An 18,668-nucleotide genomic window follows, 5' to 3' on the forward strand; every position below is an offset into this window, starting at 1 on the left:
ATTTATACAGCGTAAAGAGTCAAATGAAGAGCTGTTATGTAAGTTGCTGTATTTGCTAATATGATTGTATCTCTCTCTGAACGGTAAATGATGTGAATAAATACGCAGCGATAACGCTACTGGCAACGGTACTGGTGGGATGTGACAACAACACCGCGCCGCTGTCATTTACGCCGGAGATGGCGAGCTTTTCGAACGAGTTTGACTTTGACCCTCTGCGCGGGCCGGTGAAAGATTTTACCCAGACGCTGTTGAACGATAAGGGTGAAGTCTCTAAACGCGTGACTGGAACGATGTCGTCGGAGGGGTGTTTCGATACCCTTGAACTGCACGATCTGGAGGCTAACACGGGCGTTGCACTGGTGCTGGATGCTAACTACTACGTCGATGCGGAAACCCAGCAGCAGAAGGTGAAGTTGCAGGGAAAATGTCAGCTGGCGGAACTGCCGTCTGCCGGCCTGACGTGGGACACCGACGATAACGGGTTTGTGGTTGCCGCGCACAGCAAAGAGATGGAAGTGAAGTACCAGTATGACGCCGACGGCTACCCTCTGGGTAAAACCACGGTCTCCGGCGACCAGCGATTATCGGTCAAATCGATGCCGTCGAAAGATCTGCGTAAGCGCATGGATTATACGGCGGTAAGCCTGTTGAACGATAAACCGATGGGCAATGTAAAGCAGAGTTGCGATTACGATCGCCACAACAACCCGGTGAGCTGCGAGCTGGTTATCGTCGATGACAGCGTTAAACCTGCCATTGAGCGCAAGTACACCATCAAAAACAGCATTGAATATTATTAAGAATAAAACCGCGCAGGTTACTGCGCGGTGGGTTTAAGCAGGTTGGCGGAGGAGGATTTATGCCCGGCCAGATGCTGATGCTGGAAAATGCACATGCGGATGGTGTTACGGTATTCGCCATTAATAAAGAACTCATGGATCAGTTCACCTTCCACCATAAAGCCGAGCTTACGGTAGATATGAATCGCTTTTTCGTTCTCTTTATCGACGATGAGGTAAAGCTTGTAGAGATTCAGGACGTTAAACCCATAATCCATCGCCAGCTTTGCCGCCCGCGACGCAAGACCTTTCCCCTGGTGCTCCGGTGAAATAATGATCTGAAATTCCGCCCGACGGTGAACATGGTTGATCTCAACCAGTTCAACCAGCCCGGCTTTCTCACCTTCGCACTCCACCACAAACCGGCGTTCACTCTGATCGTGGATATGCTTATCGTAGAGATCGGACAGCTCGACGAAGGCCTCGTAAGGCTCTTCAAACCAGTAGCGCATTACGCTGGCATTGTTGTCGAGCTGGTGGACAAAGCGTAAATCTTCGCGCTCCAGCGGACGGAGCTTAACGTCACACGGCGTCGACATTACGGTGCTACCGTGCGGCCAGTGCGACGATCCAGACAGCGCAGGGTGTTAGGCTCCCAGTAAGCGTTGACGTTGGCACTTTGCTGGCATTTGTCGCGGGCATCAAACGCGACGTCTTCTTTATCCCACTCTTTTTCCACGCGCTTATTCACTTTCTGACGCAGGCTGCGGGTGTCATTCCATTGTTCTTTGTCCATGGCGGCGTTCTGACGGCTTTGCGCGCTGTCACCAGACTCAATGATGAGTTTGCTGGTTTCGGCTGATGCCGTTGCGGCAAAGGCGAACGAGGACAGCGCCAGTGCGGCTGTCAGACAAAGGCGTTTGCTTAATGTAGTCATAGCGTTTCCTTTAAACGGGTGCAGACAATCGGATTACCCCGTTGGATTCTACACCAATCCGAAAGGGTGTCATACCCGCGCGGCAGGTATGGGAACGATGAGAGCATTATCGCGTATGATGTCTAAATCAATCCTCACGAAACGAGAAAAATGTTCAAAACGACGCTGCTTTTTTTCGCGACCGCGCTGTGTGAAATCATCGGATGCTTTTTGCCGTGGCTCTGGCTAAAGCGGGGCGCTTCCGCGCTGCTGCTGATCCCGGCGGGTGTGTCCCTGGTCCTTTTCGTCTGGCTGCTCACCCTGCATCCGGCCGCTAGCGGGCGGGTTTATGCGGCCTACGGCGGAGTGTACGTCTGTACTGCGCTGCTGTGGCTGCGCTTTGTCGATGGCATCAGGCTAAGCCTGTATGACTGGGCAGGCGCGCTGGTTGCCCTGTGCGGCATGTTGATCATCGTGGCTGGCTGGGGACGCGCATAGTCGTCCTCATAGTGTGATCATCCGCTGATTTTTCGATCATTATACTTGTATGGTAGTAGTGTAGTTGCGTAAATTTCCTGCATCACAACGAGCGATGTAAGGAAATGGATTATGAAGATTGTCGGGGCTGAAGTATTTGTCACCTGCCCGGGGCGTAACTTTGTCACCCTTAAAATCACCACCGATGAGGGCATTGTCGGTCTGGGTGATGCCACGCTTAACGGACGTGAACTTTCCGTTGCCTCCTACCTGAAAGATCACCTGTGCCCTCAGCTGATTGGCCGCGATGCGCACCGCATCGAAGATATCTGGCAGTTCTTCTATAAAGGCGCGTACTGGCGTCGTGGCCCGGTCACCATGTCAGCGATTTCTGCCGTGGATATGGCGCTGTGGGACATCAAAGCGAAAGCCGCGAACATGCCGCTCTATCAACTTCTGGGCGGAGCCTCCCGGGAAGGGGTGATGGTTTATTGTCATACCACCGGGCACACCATTGACGACGTACTGGAAGATTATGCCCGTCATAAAGAGATGGGCTTCAAGGCTATTCGCGTGCAGTGCGGTGTGCCGGGGATGAAAACCACCTATGGTATGTCTAAAGGAAAAGGGCTGGCGTATGAGCCTGCAACCAAGGGCGACTGGCCGGACGAGCAGCTTTGGTCCACCGAGAAATACCTCGACTTTACGCCGAAACTGTTCGACGCAGTGCGCAGTCAGTTCGGCTTCAACGAACATCTCCTTCACGACATGCACCACCGTCTGACGCCCATCGAAGCGGCGCGATTCGGCAAAAGCATTGAAGAGTACCGCCTGTTCTGGATGGAAGATCCGACTCCCGCTGAAAACCAGGAGTGTTTCCGCCTGATCCGCCAGCACACCGTCACGCCAATTGCGGTGGGGGAAGTGTTCAACAGCATCTGGGACTGCAAGCAGCTGATTGAAGAGCAGCTCATTGACTATATCCGCGCCACCATAACCCATGCGGGCGGCATCACCGGGATGCGTCGCATTGCGGACTTTGCCTCACTCTACCAGGTGCGTACCGGCTCACACGGCCCGTCGGATCTGTCGCCGATTTGCCACGCAGCGGCGCTGCATTTTGACCTGTGGGTACCGAACTTTGGTGTGCAGGAGTATATGGGTTATTCAGAGCAGATGCTGGAAGTGTTCCCGCACAGCTGGCGCTTCGATAACGGCTATATGCACCCGGGCGATAAGCCAGGGCTGGGCATTGAGTTTGATGAGAAGCTGGCAGCGAAATACCCGTACGAACCGGCCTGTCTGCCGGTGGCCCGTCTGGAAGACGGCACCCTCTGGAACTGGTAAACGAGGAGCGAATAATGAAAAGCGTAGTGATCCAACAGCCGAATGCGCTGGTGATTGAGGACCGTCCTCTCCCGTTGCCGGGCGCAGGCGACGTCCGCGTCAGAATTAAGCTCGCCGGTATCTGCGGTTCAGACAGCCATATCTATCGTGGGCATAACCCGTTTGCGAAATACCCGCGGGTAATCGGTCACGAGTTCTTTGGCGAAATAGACGCGGTTGGCGAAGGTGTGGAGAGTACCCGACTGGGCCAGCGCGTGTCTGTGGATCCGGTGATCAGCTGCGGGCACTGCTACCCGTGTTCCGTCGGAAAACCGAACGTTTGTACCTCGCTGGTGGTGCTGGGCGTCCACCGTGACGGCGGCTTCAGCGAATACGCCGTCGTGCCGGCGAAAAATGCCTGGCACATTCCGGATGCGATCCCTGACAAACACGCGGTGATGGTTGAGCCTTTCACCATTGCCGCCAACGTGACGGGGCAGGCGAAACCCACCGAACAGGACGTGGCGCTGATCTACGGCGCAGGCCCGATGGGGCTGGTCACCGTGCAGGCGCTAAAGGGCGTTTACAAGGTGAAGCAGGTCATCGTGGTGGATCGGATTGATGAGCGGCTGGGGATGGCGCAACGCAGCGGCGCAGACTGGGTCTTCAACAACAGCGAGCACTCATTACAGGCCGCGCTGGATGAAAAAGGCATCAAGCCGACGTTAATCATCGATGCTGTCTGTCATCCGTCCATTTTGCAGGAAGCGATTACGCTGGCGTCTCCGGCGGCGCGCATCGTGCTGATGGGCTTCTCCAGCGACCCGAGCCAGATCGTGCAACAGGGGATCACCGGCAAAGAGCTGTCGATCTTCTCTTCGCGCCTGAATGCCAACAAATTCCCGGTGGTCATTGACTGGCTGGAAAAAGGGCTGATCGACCCTGAAAAACTGGTCACCCATACATTTGACTATCACCACGTTACAGACGCCATCGAACTGTTTGAAAAAGACCAGCGGCAGTGCTGCAAAGTCTTGCTCACGTTCGACCAATAATAATTCACGCGGTTAAGAGCCTGCGAAGACAGGCTCTCAGTGGTACGCATCTTACCTTGCAGAGATAGCCATTATGACTCAAGCACAACCTCAAAGAAGTACGTCAGACCTGGTGAAAGCCGCCGTATCCGGCTGGCTGGGCACCGCCCTGGAGTTTATGGATTTTCAGCTTTACTCCCTTGGCGCCGCGCTGGTATTCCATGAAATCTTCTTCCCTGAACAGTCCGCGGCCATGGCGTTGATCCTGGCGATGGGGACCTATGGGGCAGGCTACATCGCGCGTATCGTCGGGGCATTTATCTTCGGCAGAATGGGCGACAGAATTGGCCGCAAAAAGGTGCTGTTTATCACCATCACCATGATGGGGATCTGCACCACCTTAATCGGCGTCCTGCCAACCTACGCGCAGATCGGGATTTTCGCACCGGTGCTGCTGGTGACGCTGCGTATTATTCAGGGGCTGGGCGCGGGGGCAGAAATCTCCGGCGCAGGTACCATGCTGGCGGAGTACGCGCCGAAGGGTAAACGCGGCATCATCTCCTCGCTGGTGGCCATGGGAACCAACTGCGGGACGCTGAGCGCCACGGCGATCTGGGCCGTGATGTTCTTTGCCCTCGATCGTGAAGAACTTATTGCCTGGGGTTGGCGCGTGCCGTTCCTCGCCAGCGTGGTGGTGATGATCTTCGCCATCTGGCTGCGTATGAACCTTAAAGAGAGCCCGGTGTTTGAGAAGGTTAGCGACGCTGAAACCATTGCGCCGGTTGCTGCGCAGGATACCTCATTAGGTGCGATGTTTAAGAGCAAATCGTTCTGGCTGGCGACGGGGCTGCGCTTTGGTCAGGCCGGCAACTCAGGTTTGATTCAGACTTTCCTTGCCGGATATCTGGTGCAGACGCTGTTGTTTGATAAGGCGATCCCAACCGATGCGCTGATGATCAGTTCGATTCTCGGCTTCCTCTCCATCCCGCTGCTGGGCTGGCTGTCCGATAAAGTGGGGCGCCGTCTGCCGTATATCCTCCTTAACATTTCAGCCATTATTCTGGCTTACCCGATGCTGTCGATTATCGTCGATAAGAGTTACGCGCCGGGCGTGATTATGCTCTCTATCATCGTTATTCATAACTTTGCGGTGCTCGGGCTGTTCGCGCTGGAAAATATCACCATGGCAGAGATGTTTGGTTCGCGGAACCGCTTTACCCGCATGGCCATTTCGAAAGAGGCGGGCGGGCTGGTAGCTGTAGGCTTTGGTCCGGTGCTGGCGGGGATCTTCTGCAACATGACCGGGTCCTGGTGGCCGATTGTGGCGATGCTGGTAGCGTACTCGCTGATTGGGCTGGTCTCCGCGTTGCTGATGCCGGAAGTGCGCGACCGCGATTTGAGTGAAGCCGAAGATGCTGCGGAGGCTCCTCATAAGGAATCGGTAGCCTACGGCGCGCTCTCTTCACGCCGCTAGTGGTTTACATCTTGCGCTACCTGTCACACAACTTTTTACCGATGTCACACCACATGGCGAAAAGTTAATGTAAATCAAGATCTGAAAAAGATGTATCAGTATGGTTAATGGCAGCGTTTTTTGACTCCGACTGCCATTCTAGTTGGTGTAGTCAGCAGGCGCTGCCGCTCTTAAAAGGAAGCGGCAGTGGATCACAGCTTTCATTAATTAACGAGTCTCAATCATGGAAAACCGGTTATTACAGGCGAAGGCAACGCATCCTCAATACGATCGCGACAGCCTCAAGGCACGCATTGTTCATTTAGGGTTTGGCGCGTTTCACCGTGCGCACCAGGCGGTGTACACCGATATACTCGCCGCAGAACAGGGCAGCGACTGGGGTTACTGCGAAGTTAACCTGATTGGCGGCGAACAGCAGATCGCCGATCTGAAGGCACAGGATAACCTTTATACCGTGGCAGAGATGTCTGCCGATGCGTGGACGGCGCGCGTGGTCGGCGTCGTCAAAAACGCGCTGCATGCGCAGATCGACGGGCTGGAAATCGTGCTGGCGGCGCTGTGTGAGCCGCAGGTCGCCATTGTTTCCCTGACCATCACCGAGAAAGGATATTGCCACTCCCCGGCAACCGGACAACTGATGTTCGATCATCCGTTAATCGTTGCAGACCTGCAAAACCCGCATCAGCCTAAATCTGCGCCGGGCGTGGTGGTTGAGGCGCTGGCGCGTCGCAAGGCGGCGGGGCTACCAGCATTCAGCGTGATGTCATGCGATAACATGCCGGAGAACGGCCACGTGATGCGCAATGTGACCTGTGCCTACGCGCGCGCTGTTGACGGCGAACTGGCGGACTGGATCGAAGCGAACGTCACCTTCCCGTCAACGATGGTGGACCGCATTGTGCCCGCCGTCACGGCTGATACGCTGGATAAAATCGAACAGCTGACTGGCGTACGCGATCCGGCAGGTGTCGCCTGCGAGCCGTTCCGCCAGTGGGTGGTGGAAGATAATTTTGTTGCCGGACGTCCCCAGTGGGAAAAGGCCGGTGCGGAGCTGGTTTCTGATGTCATTCCGTTTGAAGAGATGAAGCTGCGAATGCTTAACGGCAGCCACTCGTTCCTGGCCTATCTCGGCTATCTTGCCGGTTATCAGCACATTAACGACTGCATGGAAGATGAACATTATCGCGCAGCCGCGCATGCGCTGATGCTGATAGAGCAGGCGCCGACGCTGAAAGTGCGGGGCGTGGATTTGGGTCGTTATGCCGACCAGTTGATTGCGCGTTACAGCAATCCGGCCCTGCGTCACCGCACCTGGCAAATCGCCATGGACGGTAGCCAGAAATTGCCGCAGCGCATGCTCGATTCCGTGCGCTGGCACCTTGTCCACCAGAAACCCTTCCCGCTGCTGGCCCTCGGCGTGGCGGGCTGGATGCGTTATGTCGGCGGTGTGGATGAGCAGGGTAACGCGATTGAGGTGAGCGATCCGCAGCTGGCGGTGATTCAGGCGGCGGTAAACGGTAGCGCTGAAGGTGAAAGCCGCGTTAGCGCGCTGTTGGGCATTGAGGCTATTTTCGGTAACGAGCTGCCGAAGGACACGGTATTCGTGGCTGCCGTCATGCAGGCCTATCAAACGTTGCTGCAAAAAGGCGCGAAGGCCACGGTTGCTGAGTACGCAGCCCGGCTTTAACGCTTTGACATGCCGCCGTTCGCGGCGGCATGTCGGGGCACAGCTTAGTGCATCCCCAGGCGAATCAGCTCAATCGGTTCGAACTTACCTTCGCATCCTTCCACTTCAACCGTTTTACCACGACGCACCTGCTCGGCATTAAGGCCGTCGCTGTGGATCGCTTTAATCACGCCGAACTGACCTGTGCCGCTAATCATGACGCGGCTGCCAGTGGTGATTGCATTTCGGTTACGGTCGTATGTCATCATGGTATTTTCTCCTCTCGCACTTATCCGTTACGGCGCTAATTCAACGGCTGCCGTTAACGGGGCACTATTAATACGCCTCTCTTAAACGAAATTATTTGCTTTTGATCAAGCTCACACTTTTTTCTTATTTCCAGATGGCGTTGACGGTTCAGTACACCGCTTTACAAAGCGGACAGTTATTTTCCTTAATTGATAGTTGCCAGACGCAAGCGTTTAGGCTTTGTTTATATCCACAATGCCATTCTGGAGGCAGAAAATAACCCTTCATCGGAAAAGGAGTCAGGCTTATGTATAAGAAAATTTTGATGCCTGTTGACGTGTTTGAAATGGATCTAAGCGATAAAGCGGTACGCCACGCGGTCAACCTCGCGAAATCGGAAGGCGCGACGATCACCCTGGTCAACATTCTCCCTAACAGCAGTCGTTCGTTACTGCGGGGGTTCAATGCCGATATTAAGAAGTTCGAAGAGTATATGACCGCCGAGTCGGATAAGAAGATGAAGGCACTGAAACGGCTCTTTGATACGTCCCCAGAAAATATTGATTGTGAAGTACGTTTCGGCAACGTACGCGATGAAATCATCCAGCTCAGCAAAGAGGGGAAATATGACGTTATTGTTATTGGGTCAAGAAACCCGAGCATGACAACACATCTGCTGGGCTCGAATGCTGAAACTATCCTGCGCTACGCCACTATTCCGGTATTAGTGGTCCGCTAATCACTTCGCCGCAACCGAAAGGGGGCGGCGAGGTTTTATTCTTCGCTGAACCACTCGCGGTTTTCCTGACGAATTAACTGAACTGACTCGCTAATTTCCTGAAGGTGAAGCGTCATCGCTTTATCTACGGCTTCCACGTCGCGTTTTTCCAGTGCGCTGAAAATATCGTGATGCTGGCGCAGCAACATCTCTGGCGGAGAAACATGGTCGAGGCTCATGTAGCGCACGCGGTCGATGGTAGCTTTGATGTTTTCGACGGTATCCCACGCGAGCTGGCACTCGGCGATCTGCGCCAGTTTCTGGTGAAATTCGTCGTCCAGCTGGAAAAAGTCGTTCAGCTGTTTGCGGTCGATGGCAACGCGTTGCTGATGCAGGTTTTGCTCCAGCAGGTAGCACTGGTTATCGTTGATGAGCGACGCGGCGCGACGCACAACGGCGCACTCAATGGCCTGGCGAACAAAACAGCCATTCCGTACCTGCGAAAGCGAAATTTTATTTACATAGCTGCCGCGCTGAGGGCGGATCTGGATAAGGCCGTTTTCTGCGAGCTTAATAAACGCCTCGCGCACGGGCTGACGGGAAACGTCAAAACGTACCGAAACCTCTTTTTCTGAGAGTGGCGTTCCCGGTGGGATCAGGCAGCGAACGATATCACGGCGTAAGATGCGATAAATTTGCTGATTTACAGGCTGGGTAGGATTAAGTTGCGATTCAGCGGCCATGGGTTGTGATTTCTCAGAGAGTTAACCTGAACATACTACCATTCTTTTACCCGTCATCACATACCCGGCCCGCAGGCCGGGAAGGGTGAATTACCCGCGATGCACGCTGAGTCCGGCATAGGTCTGGCTGACGGGCATCATCTCAACCGTGTTGATGTTGACATGCTTCGGCAGCGTCGCGACCCACCAGACGGTTTCGGTGATATCTTCCGGCGTCAGCGCATTCGCATTTTCATAGGTTTTATCCGCTTTCGCGTCGTCACCCTTGAAGCGCACGTTGGAGAATTCCGTTCCACCGACCAGACCCGGCTCAACATCGGTCACGCGGATCGCGGTACCGTGCAGGTCGGTGCGCAGGTTCAGGCTGAACTGGCGTACAAAGGCCTTGGTTGCGCCATAGACGTTGCCGCCCGCGTAAGGCCAGCTGCCTGCGGTGGAACCGATATTAATGATATGACCACGGTTACGTTCAACCATGCCCGGCAGCACGGCGCGGGTCATGTACACCAGGCCTTTGTTGTTGGTGTCGATCATGTTCTCCCAGTCTTCCACGCTGGCTTTGTGGGCAGGCTCCATGCCCAGCGCCAGGCCAGCGTTATTGACCAGCACGTCGATTTCACGCCATTCGGCAGGCAGGTTGGCAATCATCTCTTCAATGGCGGCGCGGTTGCGCACGTCCAGCTGTGCGGTCAGGATGCTGTCGCCCAGCTCGTCTTTCAACTCCTGGAGACGCTCCTGACGACGACCCGTTGCAATCACCTTATGTCCGTTGGCGACGAAGCGACGCGTGATGCTTTCACCAAAACCTGCTGTCGCCCCGGTAACTAATATAATCATCTCACTGTTCCTCAACGCTTTTTGTGTTGTACTACCATAGCACGCACTCGGGCACATCGTTAAGGCAACATTTGTATGACGCCATTGCAGGCCGGAGCAGGCTGGCCTACTCTGGTGAGAAATACCGTGCTCAGGAGTAAACGATGTCGGTCAACAACCCTTTCTTTGACGTTAGCCTGCTGCCTTATCAGGCTCCGCGTTTTGATGTGATAGAAGACAGCCACTATCGCCCGGCGTTTGATGAAGCAATGCGCCTCAAGCGTGCAGACATTGACGCGATTATCGCGCAGAGCGCCGCGCCGGACTTCACCAACACCGTGCTGGCGCTGGAAAAGAGCGGGGCCATGCTGTCGCGCGTCAGCAGCGTGTTCTTCGCCATGACGTCCGCACACACCAACGATTATCTTCAGGCACTGGACGAGCAGTTCTCCACCGAACTGGCCGGGCTGGCGAACGATATCTGGCTAAACGATACGCTTTTCGCCCGCGTGGAAGCCGTCTGGCAGGATCGCGACACGCTGGATGCCGAATCCCGCCGACTGACGGAGGAGACGTATCAGCACTTTGTTCTTGCGGGCGCGCGTCTGAACGCCGATGAAAAAGCCGAGCTGAAAGCCCTGAATACCGAAGCCGCCGCCCTGACCAGCCAGTTCAACCAGCGCCTGCTGGCGGCGAATAAGGCGGGAGGGCTGGTGGTGGATGATGTTCACCAGCTTGACGGACTCAGTGCGGAGGAGATGGCTGCCGCGGCTCATGCTGCCGCAGAAAAAGGGCTGACGGATCGCTGGCTGATCCCGCTTCTGAATACCACGCAACAGCCCGCGCTGGCGGCGCTGTCTCTGCGCGAGACCCGTAAAAAGCTGTTTAGCGCGGGCTGGGAACGCACTCAAAAAGGCGACGAAAACGATACGCGCGACCTGATCCGTCGGCTTACCGCGTTGCGGGCAAGACAGGCGCAGCTGCTCGGCTTTGACAACTATGCCAGCTGGAGCATTGCCGATCAGATGGCGAAAACGCCGGATGCCGCGCTCGAATTCATGCGCGGGATAGTTCCTGCGGCGCGCAGCAGAGCCGCGCTGGAGCAGGCGGATATTCAGAAGGTCATTGACGACGAGCAGGGCGGTTTTACGGTGCAGGCCTGGGACTGGGCGTTTTATGCCGAACGCGTGCGTTCAGCGAAATACGCGCTGGATGAGTCGCAGATCAAACCCTATTTCGCGCTCAATACCGTGCTGGAAGATGGCGTATTCTGGACCGCCACGCAGCTGTTCGGTATCCGTTTTGTCGAGCGTTTCGATATTCCGGTTTATCACCCGGACGTTCGCGTGTGGGAGATTTTCGACCACACGGGTGAAGGCATGGCGTTGTTCTACGGCGACTTTTTCGCGCGTGATTCCAAAGCGGGCGGGGCGTGGATGGGGAATTTTGTTGAGCAGTCTTACGAGTTTGCCGCGCGTCCGGTGATTTATAACGTCTGCAACTATCAAAAACCAGCGAACGGGCAGACCGCGCTGATCTCCTGGGATGATGTGATTACCCTGTTCCACGAGTTTGGCCATACGCTACATGGCCTGTTTGCCAGCCAGCGCTATGCCACGCTTTCAGGCACCAACACGCCACGTGATTTCGTTGAATTCCCGTCGCAGATCAATGAACACTGGGCCAGCCATCCGCAGGTGTTTGCGCACTTTGCCCGCCATTATCAAACCGGCGAGCCGATGCCGGATGCGCTGCGGGAAAAAATGCTCAATGCGACCCAGTTTAATAAGGGTTATGACATGACGGAACTGCTGAGCGCCGCGCTGCTGGATATGAACTGGCACGGCATTCATGAGCCCATTGAAGACGTGGAAGCCTTTGAAGCCGCCGCGTTGAAAAAAGAAGGGCTGGATCTTCCAGCCGTACCGCCGCGCTATCGCAGCAGCTATTTTGCTCATATCTTCGGCGGCGGCTACGCGGCGGGCTATTACGCCTATCTCTGGACGCAGATGCTGGCGGACGATGGCTATCAGTGGTTTGTCGAGCAGGGTGGTTTAACGCGCGAAAACGGACAGACATTCCGCGAGGCGATTTTGTCCCGCGGGAACAGCTCTGATTTAGCTGAACTTTACCGGAACTGGCGCGGGCACGATCCGAGGATCGAACCGATGCTGGAGAATCGTGGATTGAGTGCTTAAGGGCTTTTTAGTGTGGAAACAGAACCGGGCGCGATGCCCGGTTTTTTGTTCGATTTTTTCTTCCCCGAAACTCCTCCAAATTCCTCCCCAAAATGAATCCTTGAATTCTGCGAAATTTGCAGGATAACTTTCTTATGGCTGACCCTATATATCAGGGCGAACGACTGGGCAGCTTCCTGCTGCGCCAATGGAGAGGGAATTAATTGTGGAACGTACCCGGGGCTGGAGTGGCGCTGCCTGCGAGGAAAGGTGAATAGGCTGCCCAGTAAATAAAGAGGTTATGGAAACTTGAATACATTACAGTTCATCAGGATTGTTCGATACGCTGATCCCGATCTTGATCAGACTTAAAATCATCAATGCCAGTACCATTGCCACGATAGTAGAGATGATAAGCGTTGTCATAAAGGCCCCCTTTGTGAGTATATCTTTTAGACTGTTTGAATCAAAAAATGTTCCGAGTCCTAAAAAATATATGACATTAGACAGGAATGTATCGTCTGCTAAATGAAAAAAAAGCCTACGCCAGGTAGGCAATACTGATAATTCCTAATTGTTTTAATAATGCTTGTTACTAAAGGTTATCTGCAGTGTTGGTAGAAGATATTGAAGCTTATAGATACTTCCTGGCTGCATCTAATATTTCCTGAGATGTAAGCTCTCGATCTGATGCAACATAGATAACTTCATGGTCACCTGTTAAAGAGGGAAAACCGGCTGACATTATCGGAAGGTTTATCCCTTCTCCATTAGGGTATTGTTCGCGTATTGATGTCACGCCCTTAAGTACGGTGATTACTTTACCTGGTTTACCATTAAAGAAAATAATTACTTTTTTCATGTATCACCATGTATTTCAGGGGGTTTTATGGCCCGGGGTTGTTCGAAAGGGGTTGATTTATTGACGTTTAGTTACCTCTTTCGAAATTAAAACAAGCAATATTCTGCCTTAACGTGTACTGTAGCAGTCCATTTGTACTGGAGAAGCTTATGTCTGCACGTAAAAACACGCAATTCCGCCGAAATTATTTAGTCAAATGCCCTTGTCCAAACTGCACAAGAGACTCGGAGCATAGTTACAATCGTGTACAAAAGGGAGCTCAACTGGTTTGCCCTTACTGCAACGCGTTGTTCAAATCCCCTCAACATTACTAAAAAATCTCATATAATAACTAAGAAGTGATGCTTTTGGAGGCTGCCTAACCTCTTACGCACTTTAATATTTTATAAGCAGTTAGTTTCTGCTTTGAGACTATTCATGCAGCAGTCCTGCATTTCATCACATCGGTCAGCAAATTTGACGGTGCTGTAAATATGCTGGCCTGTTGTAATGATATTCGCAAACGATAAATGACGCTTCTGATTATTTAATTCACAGAAGCTTAAGCGGTCATTGAGGGGGTTATTTATCGCAAAGCGTAACATTTGCAGCTGTCGGACCTTTGGTACCGGCAATGACAGCAAATTTAACTTTTTGGCCTTCAAAAAGAGTTTTGAATGTCTCTCCCTGTAGAGAAGAAGAGTGAACAAGGATATCTTTACTTCCATCGAGTGGGGAGATGAAGCCAAAGCCCTTATCATCGTTAAACCACTTAACAAGACCTATCATTTTTGATGACATAAAAACTCCACTTGAACACTTAAAAGTTACAAGTTCATGAAAAGAAACGCATGATGGCATACGTATGGACTCAAGAGGAGGGGATATCAGAGATAGCACCTGGTTATGAGGACTACTTTGGAAAAGTCAGATTCACATTGCATCGAACCAACCGCATCATTAAGGCACGTGTAGATCTTTTAAGCAAATCTTATTTTAGCCATCTGGGAGGCCATACAGATTAGATTAGCCAATCCAAATTTTTCCTGTGTCGTCAAATTTGATTTACAGCAAGGAAATAATTTGTCCCGTAAAATGACAGGAGTTGTCAAAGGTTTTGACTTCAATAGAGGGAAGGGTTTTATTATCCCATCTAAAAAGTGCAGGTCTAACTAAGATCAGATTTGATTTCTATTTGCTCTATCAAATTCCTTCCCTGGTTTTTTACATTTCCTACTGTACGCGTTACCGCATGCCAGACGAACTTATCGGCGGGCACTGCACCATCTGAAGCTATCTCTTCAGCTTCTTTCCCGCCAACATGCTGTCGCATCCACTCGCGTGCCGCTTCTGGTGACAAAACCAGTGGCCTGCGGTCATGAATGTCGACGAGGCCTTTATCAGCCGCAGACGTCACAATCAGAAATCCCTCGGCTTCATCGCCGCGCTCAAACGGTGTGCTTCCGATCGCCGCCATAAAGATTGGCTGACCGTCGGCCCGGTGGATGAAGTAGGGTTGTTTCTTGTCACCTGACTTCTTCCATTCGAACCATCCATCGGCAAAACAGATCGCCCGGCCATGTTGCCACAGAGGTTTAAACATTCTGCTGGTGGCCGCGGTTTCTACACGTGCGTTAATCAGTGGTGCTTTGTCCCACCATCCAGGTGCGTAGCCCCAGAACACCGGATCGAGGTGCAGTAGTTCGTCGCGTTCGCTCAGCAGCAGGACTTTGGTACCGGGCGCAACGTTGTACCGGCCAATGGGGGCCGGGTCATACGCGATGTCGCGATCGCCTTCGTCGGCAAGGTAGGCCAGGTATTCTTCACGGGTTTGGGCTTGTGCAAAGCGTCCACACATAGAAACCTCCAGTCGGATGTCATACTCAAAGTATAGGGCAGGGATAAGATGACTTGATCGACATGCAAAAGCTGTATCTTGTACAAGATAACGCGAGAAAATTGGCAGAAATTCCGGGAGGCGTTTTTATCTTGCGGGCACGATCCGAGAAATGAACCGATGCTGGAGAACCGCGGGTGAGTGATTAAAGGCATTACTGGCTGAAAACAGAACCGGGCATTGCGCCCGGTTTTTCCCCGGTGGGCTGGTATTTGTTAACCTTGTTACTCTTGCGTCAGCCACATGTCCGACTCTTCAAACATTTCCTCAAGCATACGGTTCAGCTTTTCCCGGTCGCTTTTGCTGGCATCGCTATTCAGGCCATTCGCCTGCATTGGCTTAACCGTCACGCTGGCATCAGGAAAAATCCGGTGCACACGTTTTGTCAGTTCAGCCAGAATTATCTCCCTGGCTCCCTCCAGCCCCTGTACGTTTCGCTTGTCATAAACCAGTTCAACAAACATTATTTTTTCCCTATGAATATTAATTGTGCGATTCTGTCTGCACGTAAAAATACTACTGTATATGGGTACAGTCAAACGGCATTCCGGCTAAAGAAATGCCATGCCGCCCTTCACCTTGTTTATGTTGATGACAATCTATTCATTTAGCCTTTAAAACGAGCAGTCGAAGCGTTTAATCGTAAAATTTACAAAAACCATAATTTGAAGCCAGAGAGAAACTTACAAACGAAACGGTGAAGGTTTAAACAGTCGCTACGGTTCAGCTGCCTTGCGCGTGCTTCAAAACAAAACTACTGTATATAAAAACAGTATTAGAGGTATGCGTAATGGAATTTATCAGACCTACAGAACTGCGTGAGATTATCGCGCTTCCACTTTTCAGTGATTTAGTTCAGTGCGGATTCCCAAGCCCGGCTGCCGATTATGTGGAGCAGCGCATTGATCTTAATGAACTTCTGGTTGCCCACCCCAGCTCGACGTATTTCGTTAAAGCCGCGGGTGATTCAATGATTGAAGGGGGAATAAGCGACGGCGATTTACTGGTGGTCGATAGTTCCCGAACGGCTGAGCACGGCGATATCGTCATCGCCGCGGTGGAAGGGGAATTCACCGTTAAGCGCCTGCAACTGCGGCCTAATGTTCAACTCAATCCGATGAACAGCGCTTATTCACCGATTATCGTTGGCAGTGAAGACACGCTGGACGTTTTTGGTGTGGTCACTTTTATTGTTAAATCGGCCAGCTGATATGTTTGCGCTCTGTGATGTGAATTCATTCTATGCATCATGCGAGACGGTATTCAGGCCAGATTTGAGAGGCCGACCGGTGGTTGTCCTCTCAAATAACGACGGTTGCGTGATAGCGCGCAGCGCAGAGGCCAAAGCCGCTGGCGTTACCATGGGGGCGCCATACTTTAAGCAGAAAGACCTGTTCCGGCGCGCCGGCGTGGTTTGCTTCAGCAGTAACTACGAACTTTACGCTGACATGTCCAGCCGGGTAATGACCACGCTGGAAGAAATAAGCCCTCGCGTCGAAATATATTCCATTGATGAGGCCTTTTGTGATCTCACCGGGGTTCGTAATTGCCGGGACCTGACTGATTTTGGCAAGGAGATCCGCGAAACGGTTTTGAAGCGTACGCACCTGAAGGTCGGCGTTGGCATAGCCCAGACGAAGACGCTGGCGAAGCTGGCAAATCACGCGGCGAAGAAATGGCAGCAGCAGACGGGTGGGGTGGTTGATTTATCCAATATCGACCGCCAGCGCCGGTTGTTGGCTATCGTGCCTGTAGAGGACGTATGGGGCGTGGGCAGGCGCATCAGCAAGAAGCTCAATGCGATGGGTATCAAAACGGCGCTGGATCTCTCAGAGCAGAGCACGTGGATTATCCGCAAGCACTTCAATGTAGTGCTGGAGCGAACGGTCCGGGAGCTGCGCGGCGAGCCGTGCCTCGATCTGGAAGAGTTTGCACCGACAAAGCAGGAGATCGTCTGTAGTCGGTCATTCGGTGAGCGCGTGACAGAATACGAGCAGGTGCGCCAGGCTATATGCAGCTATGCGGCCCGTGGCGCTGAGAAGTTACGTGGCGAGCACCAGTATTGCCGCTTTATCTCGGCGTTCGTAAAGACCTCTCCGTTCGCTCTGAACGAACCCTATTACGGCAACAGTGCCTCAATGACGCTTCTCACACCCACTCAGGACTCCCGCGACATTATCAACGCCGCGGTAAAGTGCCTCGACAAAATCTGGAAGGAGGGCCACCGCTACCAGAAAGCCGGCATTATGCTCGGGGACTTCTTCAGCCAGGGCGTTGCCCAGCTCAATTTGTTTGACAACAGCGCGCCGCGTGCCGGAAGTGAAAAGCTGATGGAAGTGCTGGATCGTCTGAACGCGAAAGATGGAAAGGGTACGCTTTATTTTGCCGGGCAGGGCATACAGCAGCAATGGCAGATGAAGCGTGAAATGCTTTCACCGCGGTATACGACCCGGTATTCAGATTTACTGAGAATTCGATGAATGTTAATGGCTGTTTTGTGCCAGAAGCGGGCACTGATATAAATGGCAATTGATCAAACGCCAGCCCCTTTACTTTGTCCTACAGGATCTCAACCACTTCAAACTCTTCTGCGATCAACTCCATATCTTCAGAAAAATGGCCTTCGCGGCTGAAAAATCTCTGATGCTCTTTCTGCCAGTATTTAAATGGTGTTCTTAAACGGAACGTACGCCAGTTTGCCGGATGGTTTAATAAAAACTCTCCTGGCGTGTCTGCGCGAATGTACTACTTTCAGTAAAGTGACTTTTACAGGGAGGGTCAATGAAACCATTATCGCTTTTATTATTGTCGAGCCTGACGTTAGTGGGTTGTGGCGCGAACAATACCCCTTCAAATACGCCTGTTCCGGGTGTAAAAACCTCCGTCGGGACGAGCACGCTTGAAGCCGGTGCTCAGCTTATCCAGTCCCGTCCGCCCATTGATGCAATGAGTGCCTACCTTGACGGTTTCCATTTTTATAGCGGGGATAAAAATGGCCAGATGGAAGCCCATCATTATGTAACCGTGTTGAATGAAGACGTGATGCAGGCGGTGATCTACGACGGTAACACCAAAGATGCCCGTTTAATGGGCGTTGAGTACATCATTAGTGAGCGTTTGTTTAACACACTGCCGCCGGAAGAAAAAAAATTGTGGCACAGCCATCAATATGAAGTGAAATCCGGCAGCCTGATTGCTCCAGGTTTACCTGCAGTGGCTGACAAAGCATTGATGAGCAAAATTGTGAATACCTACGGCAAGACCTGGCATACCTGGCACACCGACCGCGATAAAAAGCTGCCGCTCGGCATTCCGGCACTGATGATGGGCTTTACCGGGGAAGGGCAGTTAGACCCTAAACTTCTGGCGGACAGAGATCGACGCTTTGACGTGAGCACGCAAGCCATCAAAGAAGAACGTAAGGATATTGTGGCGCACCCAGTTGCTAAGGGAGCGGATGCCTGGCAACGTGGTGAAGAGATCCAGCTTAAGCGGGTTAAAGGTTCAGGTGAGCATGGCCAGGGCGACACAAGCCATTTTTGATATCAAAAG

The 18,668-nt window shown here is 52.7% G+C and carries 22 protein-coding genes and 1 pseudogene; 12 read left to right on the forward strand and 11 right to left on the reverse strand.

Annotated elements, in window-relative coordinates; genetic code table 11:
* The first annotated feature begins 92 nt into the window (after positions 1 to 92).
* Complete coding sequence (locus ACQG03_RS10210; protein WP_023300005.1) at positions 93 to 803, forward strand: YnfC family lipoprotein; 711 nt, start codon at positions 93 to 95, stop codon at positions 801 to 803.
* A gap of 17 nt (positions 804 to 820) precedes the next feature.
* Here ACQG03_RS10210 and speG read toward each other — a convergent pair whose 3' ends face one another.
* Positions 821 to 1,381 carry a spermidine N1-acetyltransferase gene (gene speG, locus ACQG03_RS10215; RefSeq protein WP_022647983.1) on the reverse strand — a complete coding sequence of 187 codons (561 nt, stop codon included), beginning with the start codon at positions 1,379 to 1,381 and terminating at the stop codon, positions 821 to 823.
* The gene (locus ACQG03_RS10220; protein WP_023300007.1) at positions 1,381 to 1,719 is read right to left on the reverse strand and encodes a DUF1283 family protein; all 339 of its coding nucleotides are present in this window, start codon (positions 1,717 to 1,719) and stop codon (positions 1,381 to 1,383) included. The genes speG and ACQG03_RS10220 overlap by 1 nt, the downstream gene beginning before the upstream one ends.
* 150 nt (positions 1,720 to 1,869) lie before the next feature.
* On the opposite strand from ACQG03_RS10220, the gene ACQG03_RS10225 reads away from it, so the two are divergent.
* From ACQG03_RS10225 to ACQG03_RS10245, 5 genes are all read left to right on the forward strand, one after another.
* Positions 1,870 to 2,196 carry a YnfA family protein gene (locus tag ACQG03_RS10225; RefSeq protein WP_023300008.1) on the forward strand — a complete coding sequence of 109 codons (327 nt, stop codon included), beginning with the start codon at positions 1,870 to 1,872 and terminating at the stop codon, positions 2,194 to 2,196.
* Positions 2,197 to 2,307: 111 nt separating this feature from the next.
* Positions 2,308 to 3,522 carry a D-mannonate dehydratase ManD gene (gene manD, locus ACQG03_RS10230; RefSeq protein ID WP_023300009.1) on the forward strand — a complete coding sequence of 405 codons (1,215 nt, stop codon included), beginning with the start codon at positions 2,308 to 2,310 and terminating at the stop codon, positions 3,520 to 3,522.
* Positions 3,523 to 3,536: 14 nt separating this feature from the next.
* Positions 3,537 to 4,556, forward strand: coding sequence for a Zn-dependent oxidoreductase (locus tag ACQG03_RS10235; RefSeq protein ID WP_063163235.1), 1,020 nt, complete (start codon positions 3,537 to 3,539; stop codon positions 4,554 to 4,556).
* Between the two features lie 73 nt (positions 4,557 to 4,629).
* Complete coding sequence (locus ACQG03_RS10240; RefSeq protein WP_063163236.1) at positions 4,630 to 6,009, forward strand: MFS transporter; 1,380 nt, start codon at positions 4,630 to 4,632, stop codon at positions 6,007 to 6,009.
* 223 nt (positions 6,010 to 6,232) lie between these two features.
* Entirely contained in the window at positions 6,233 to 7,696 is a 1,464-nt protein-coding gene (locus tag ACQG03_RS10245; RefSeq protein WP_063163237.1) for a mannitol dehydrogenase family protein, read from the forward strand.
* 44 nt (positions 7,697 to 7,740) lie between these two features.
* Here ACQG03_RS10245 and ydfZ read toward each other — a convergent pair whose 3' ends face one another.
* Entirely contained in the window at positions 7,741 to 7,944 is a 204-nt protein-coding gene (gene ydfZ / locus ACQG03_RS10250; RefSeq protein ID WP_003857405.1) for a putative selenium delivery protein YdfZ, read from the reverse strand.
* Between the two features lie 287 nt (positions 7,945 to 8,231).
* On the opposite strand from ydfZ, the gene ACQG03_RS10255 reads away from it, so the two are divergent.
* Positions 8,232 to 8,663, forward strand: coding sequence for a universal stress protein (locus ACQG03_RS10255; protein ID WP_063163238.1), 432 nt, complete (start codon positions 8,232 to 8,234; stop codon positions 8,661 to 8,663).
* A gap of 35 nt (positions 8,664 to 8,698) precedes the next feature.
* Here ACQG03_RS10255 and ACQG03_RS10260 read toward each other — a convergent pair whose 3' ends face one another.
* Positions 8,699 to 9,385 carry a GntR family transcriptional regulator gene (locus ACQG03_RS10260; protein WP_063163239.1) on the reverse strand — a complete coding sequence of 229 codons (687 nt, stop codon included), beginning with the start codon at positions 9,383 to 9,385 and terminating at the stop codon, positions 8,699 to 8,701.
* Between the two features lie 90 nt (positions 9,386 to 9,475).
* Positions 9,476 to 10,222 carry a bifunctional NADP-dependent 3-hydroxy acid dehydrogenase/3-hydroxypropionate dehydrogenase YdfG gene (ydfG, locus tag ACQG03_RS10265; protein ID WP_022647991.1) on the reverse strand — a complete coding sequence of 249 codons (747 nt, stop codon included), beginning with the start codon at positions 10,220 to 10,222 and terminating at the stop codon, positions 9,476 to 9,478.
* Positions 10,223 to 10,365: 143 nt separating this feature from the next.
* Between ydfG and dcp the strand changes: the two genes are divergently transcribed.
* Positions 10,366 to 12,399, forward strand: coding sequence for a peptidyl-dipeptidase Dcp (dcp, locus tag ACQG03_RS10270; protein ID WP_063163240.1), 2,034 nt, complete (start codon positions 10,366 to 10,368; stop codon positions 12,397 to 12,399).
* Between the two features lie 297 nt (positions 12,400 to 12,696).
* Here the strand turns inward: dcp and ACQG03_RS10275 are convergent, their stop codons facing one another.
* Together ACQG03_RS10275 and ACQG03_RS10280 are read right to left on the reverse strand one after the other, a co-directional pair.
* Positions 12,697 to 12,804 (reverse strand): YnaM/YnfT family protein, encoded by a 108-nt coding sequence (locus ACQG03_RS10275; RefSeq protein ID WP_022647993.1) that lies wholly within the window; start codon positions 12,802 to 12,804, stop codon positions 12,697 to 12,699.
* A 208-nt stretch (positions 12,805 to 13,012) separates the two neighbouring features.
* Positions 13,013 to 13,240: a hypothetical protein gene (locus ACQG03_RS10280; protein ID WP_071881491.1), complete on the reverse strand. Its 228-nt coding sequence runs from the start codon at positions 13,238 to 13,240 to the stop codon at positions 13,013 to 13,015.
* Between the two features lie 149 nt (positions 13,241 to 13,389).
* On the opposite strand from ACQG03_RS10280, the gene ACQG03_RS10285 reads away from it, so the two are divergent.
* Positions 13,390 to 13,554: a YnfU family zinc-binding protein gene (locus tag ACQG03_RS10285; protein ID WP_213083702.1), complete on the forward strand. Its 165-nt coding sequence runs from the start codon at positions 13,390 to 13,392 to the stop codon at positions 13,552 to 13,554.
* A gap of 247 nt (positions 13,555 to 13,801) precedes the next feature.
* Here ACQG03_RS10285 and ACQG03_RS10290 read toward each other — a convergent pair whose 3' ends face one another.
* The 3 genes from ACQG03_RS10290 to ACQG03_RS10300 all read right to left on the reverse strand — a co-directional run bounded on the left by ACQG03_RS10290 (position 13,802) and on the right by ACQG03_RS10300 (position 15,580).
* The gene (locus ACQG03_RS10290) at positions 13,802 to 14,020 is read right to left on the reverse strand and encodes a cold shock domain-containing protein (RefSeq protein WP_022647994.1); all 219 of its coding nucleotides are present in this window, start codon (positions 14,018 to 14,020) and stop codon (positions 13,802 to 13,804) included.
* A 367-nt stretch (positions 14,021 to 14,387) separates the two neighbouring features.
* The gene (locus tag ACQG03_RS10295) at positions 14,388 to 15,077 is read right to left on the reverse strand and encodes an SOS response-associated peptidase (RefSeq protein ID WP_038415993.1); all 690 of its coding nucleotides are present in this window, start codon (positions 15,075 to 15,077) and stop codon (positions 14,388 to 14,390) included.
* A gap of 263 nt (positions 15,078 to 15,340) precedes the next feature.
* On the reverse strand, positions 15,341 to 15,580 hold the full coding sequence (locus ACQG03_RS10300) for a DinI family protein (RefSeq protein WP_006808847.1): 240 nt from the start codon (positions 15,578 to 15,580) through the stop codon (positions 15,341 to 15,343).
* Between the two features lie 326 nt (positions 15,581 to 15,906).
* Here ACQG03_RS10300 and ACQG03_RS10305 point away from each other — a divergent pair, with 326 nt between their 5' ends.
* Together ACQG03_RS10305 and ACQG03_RS10310 are read left to right on the forward strand one after the other, a co-directional pair.
* On the forward strand, positions 15,907 to 16,326 hold the full coding sequence (locus ACQG03_RS10305; protein ID WP_022647996.1) for a translesion error-prone DNA polymerase V autoproteolytic subunit: 420 nt from the start codon (positions 15,907 to 15,909) through the stop codon (positions 16,324 to 16,326).
* Between the two features lies 1 nt (position 16,327).
* A complete protein-coding gene (locus ACQG03_RS10310) occupies positions 16,328 to 17,596 on the forward strand; it encodes a Y-family DNA polymerase (RefSeq protein WP_032622206.1) in 1,269 nt (422 codons plus the stop codon).
* Positions 17,597 to 17,675: 79 nt separating this feature from the next.
* On the opposite strand, the pseudogene ACQG03_RS10315 reads toward ACQG03_RS10310, so the two are convergent.
* Positions 17,676 to 17,780 (reverse strand): annotated as a pseudogene (locus tag ACQG03_RS10315) (ASCH domain-containing protein); the annotation flags it as partial.
* A gap of 117 nt (positions 17,781 to 17,897) precedes the next feature.
* On the opposite strand from ACQG03_RS10315, the gene ACQG03_RS10320 reads away from it, so the two are divergent.
* Positions 17,898 to 18,659 carry an OBAP family protein gene (locus ACQG03_RS10320; protein WP_023300017.1) on the forward strand — a complete coding sequence of 254 codons (762 nt, stop codon included), beginning with the start codon at positions 17,898 to 17,900 and terminating at the stop codon, positions 18,657 to 18,659.
* The last annotated feature ends 9 nt before the right edge of the window (positions 18,660 to 18,668 follow it).

This window comes from Enterobacter cloacae complex sp. 342H5 (assembly GCF_050030905.1).
In the GTDB taxonomy this organism is placed as follows: Bacteria; Pseudomonadota; Gammaproteobacteria; order Enterobacterales; family Enterobacteriaceae; genus Enterobacter; species Enterobacter intestinihominis.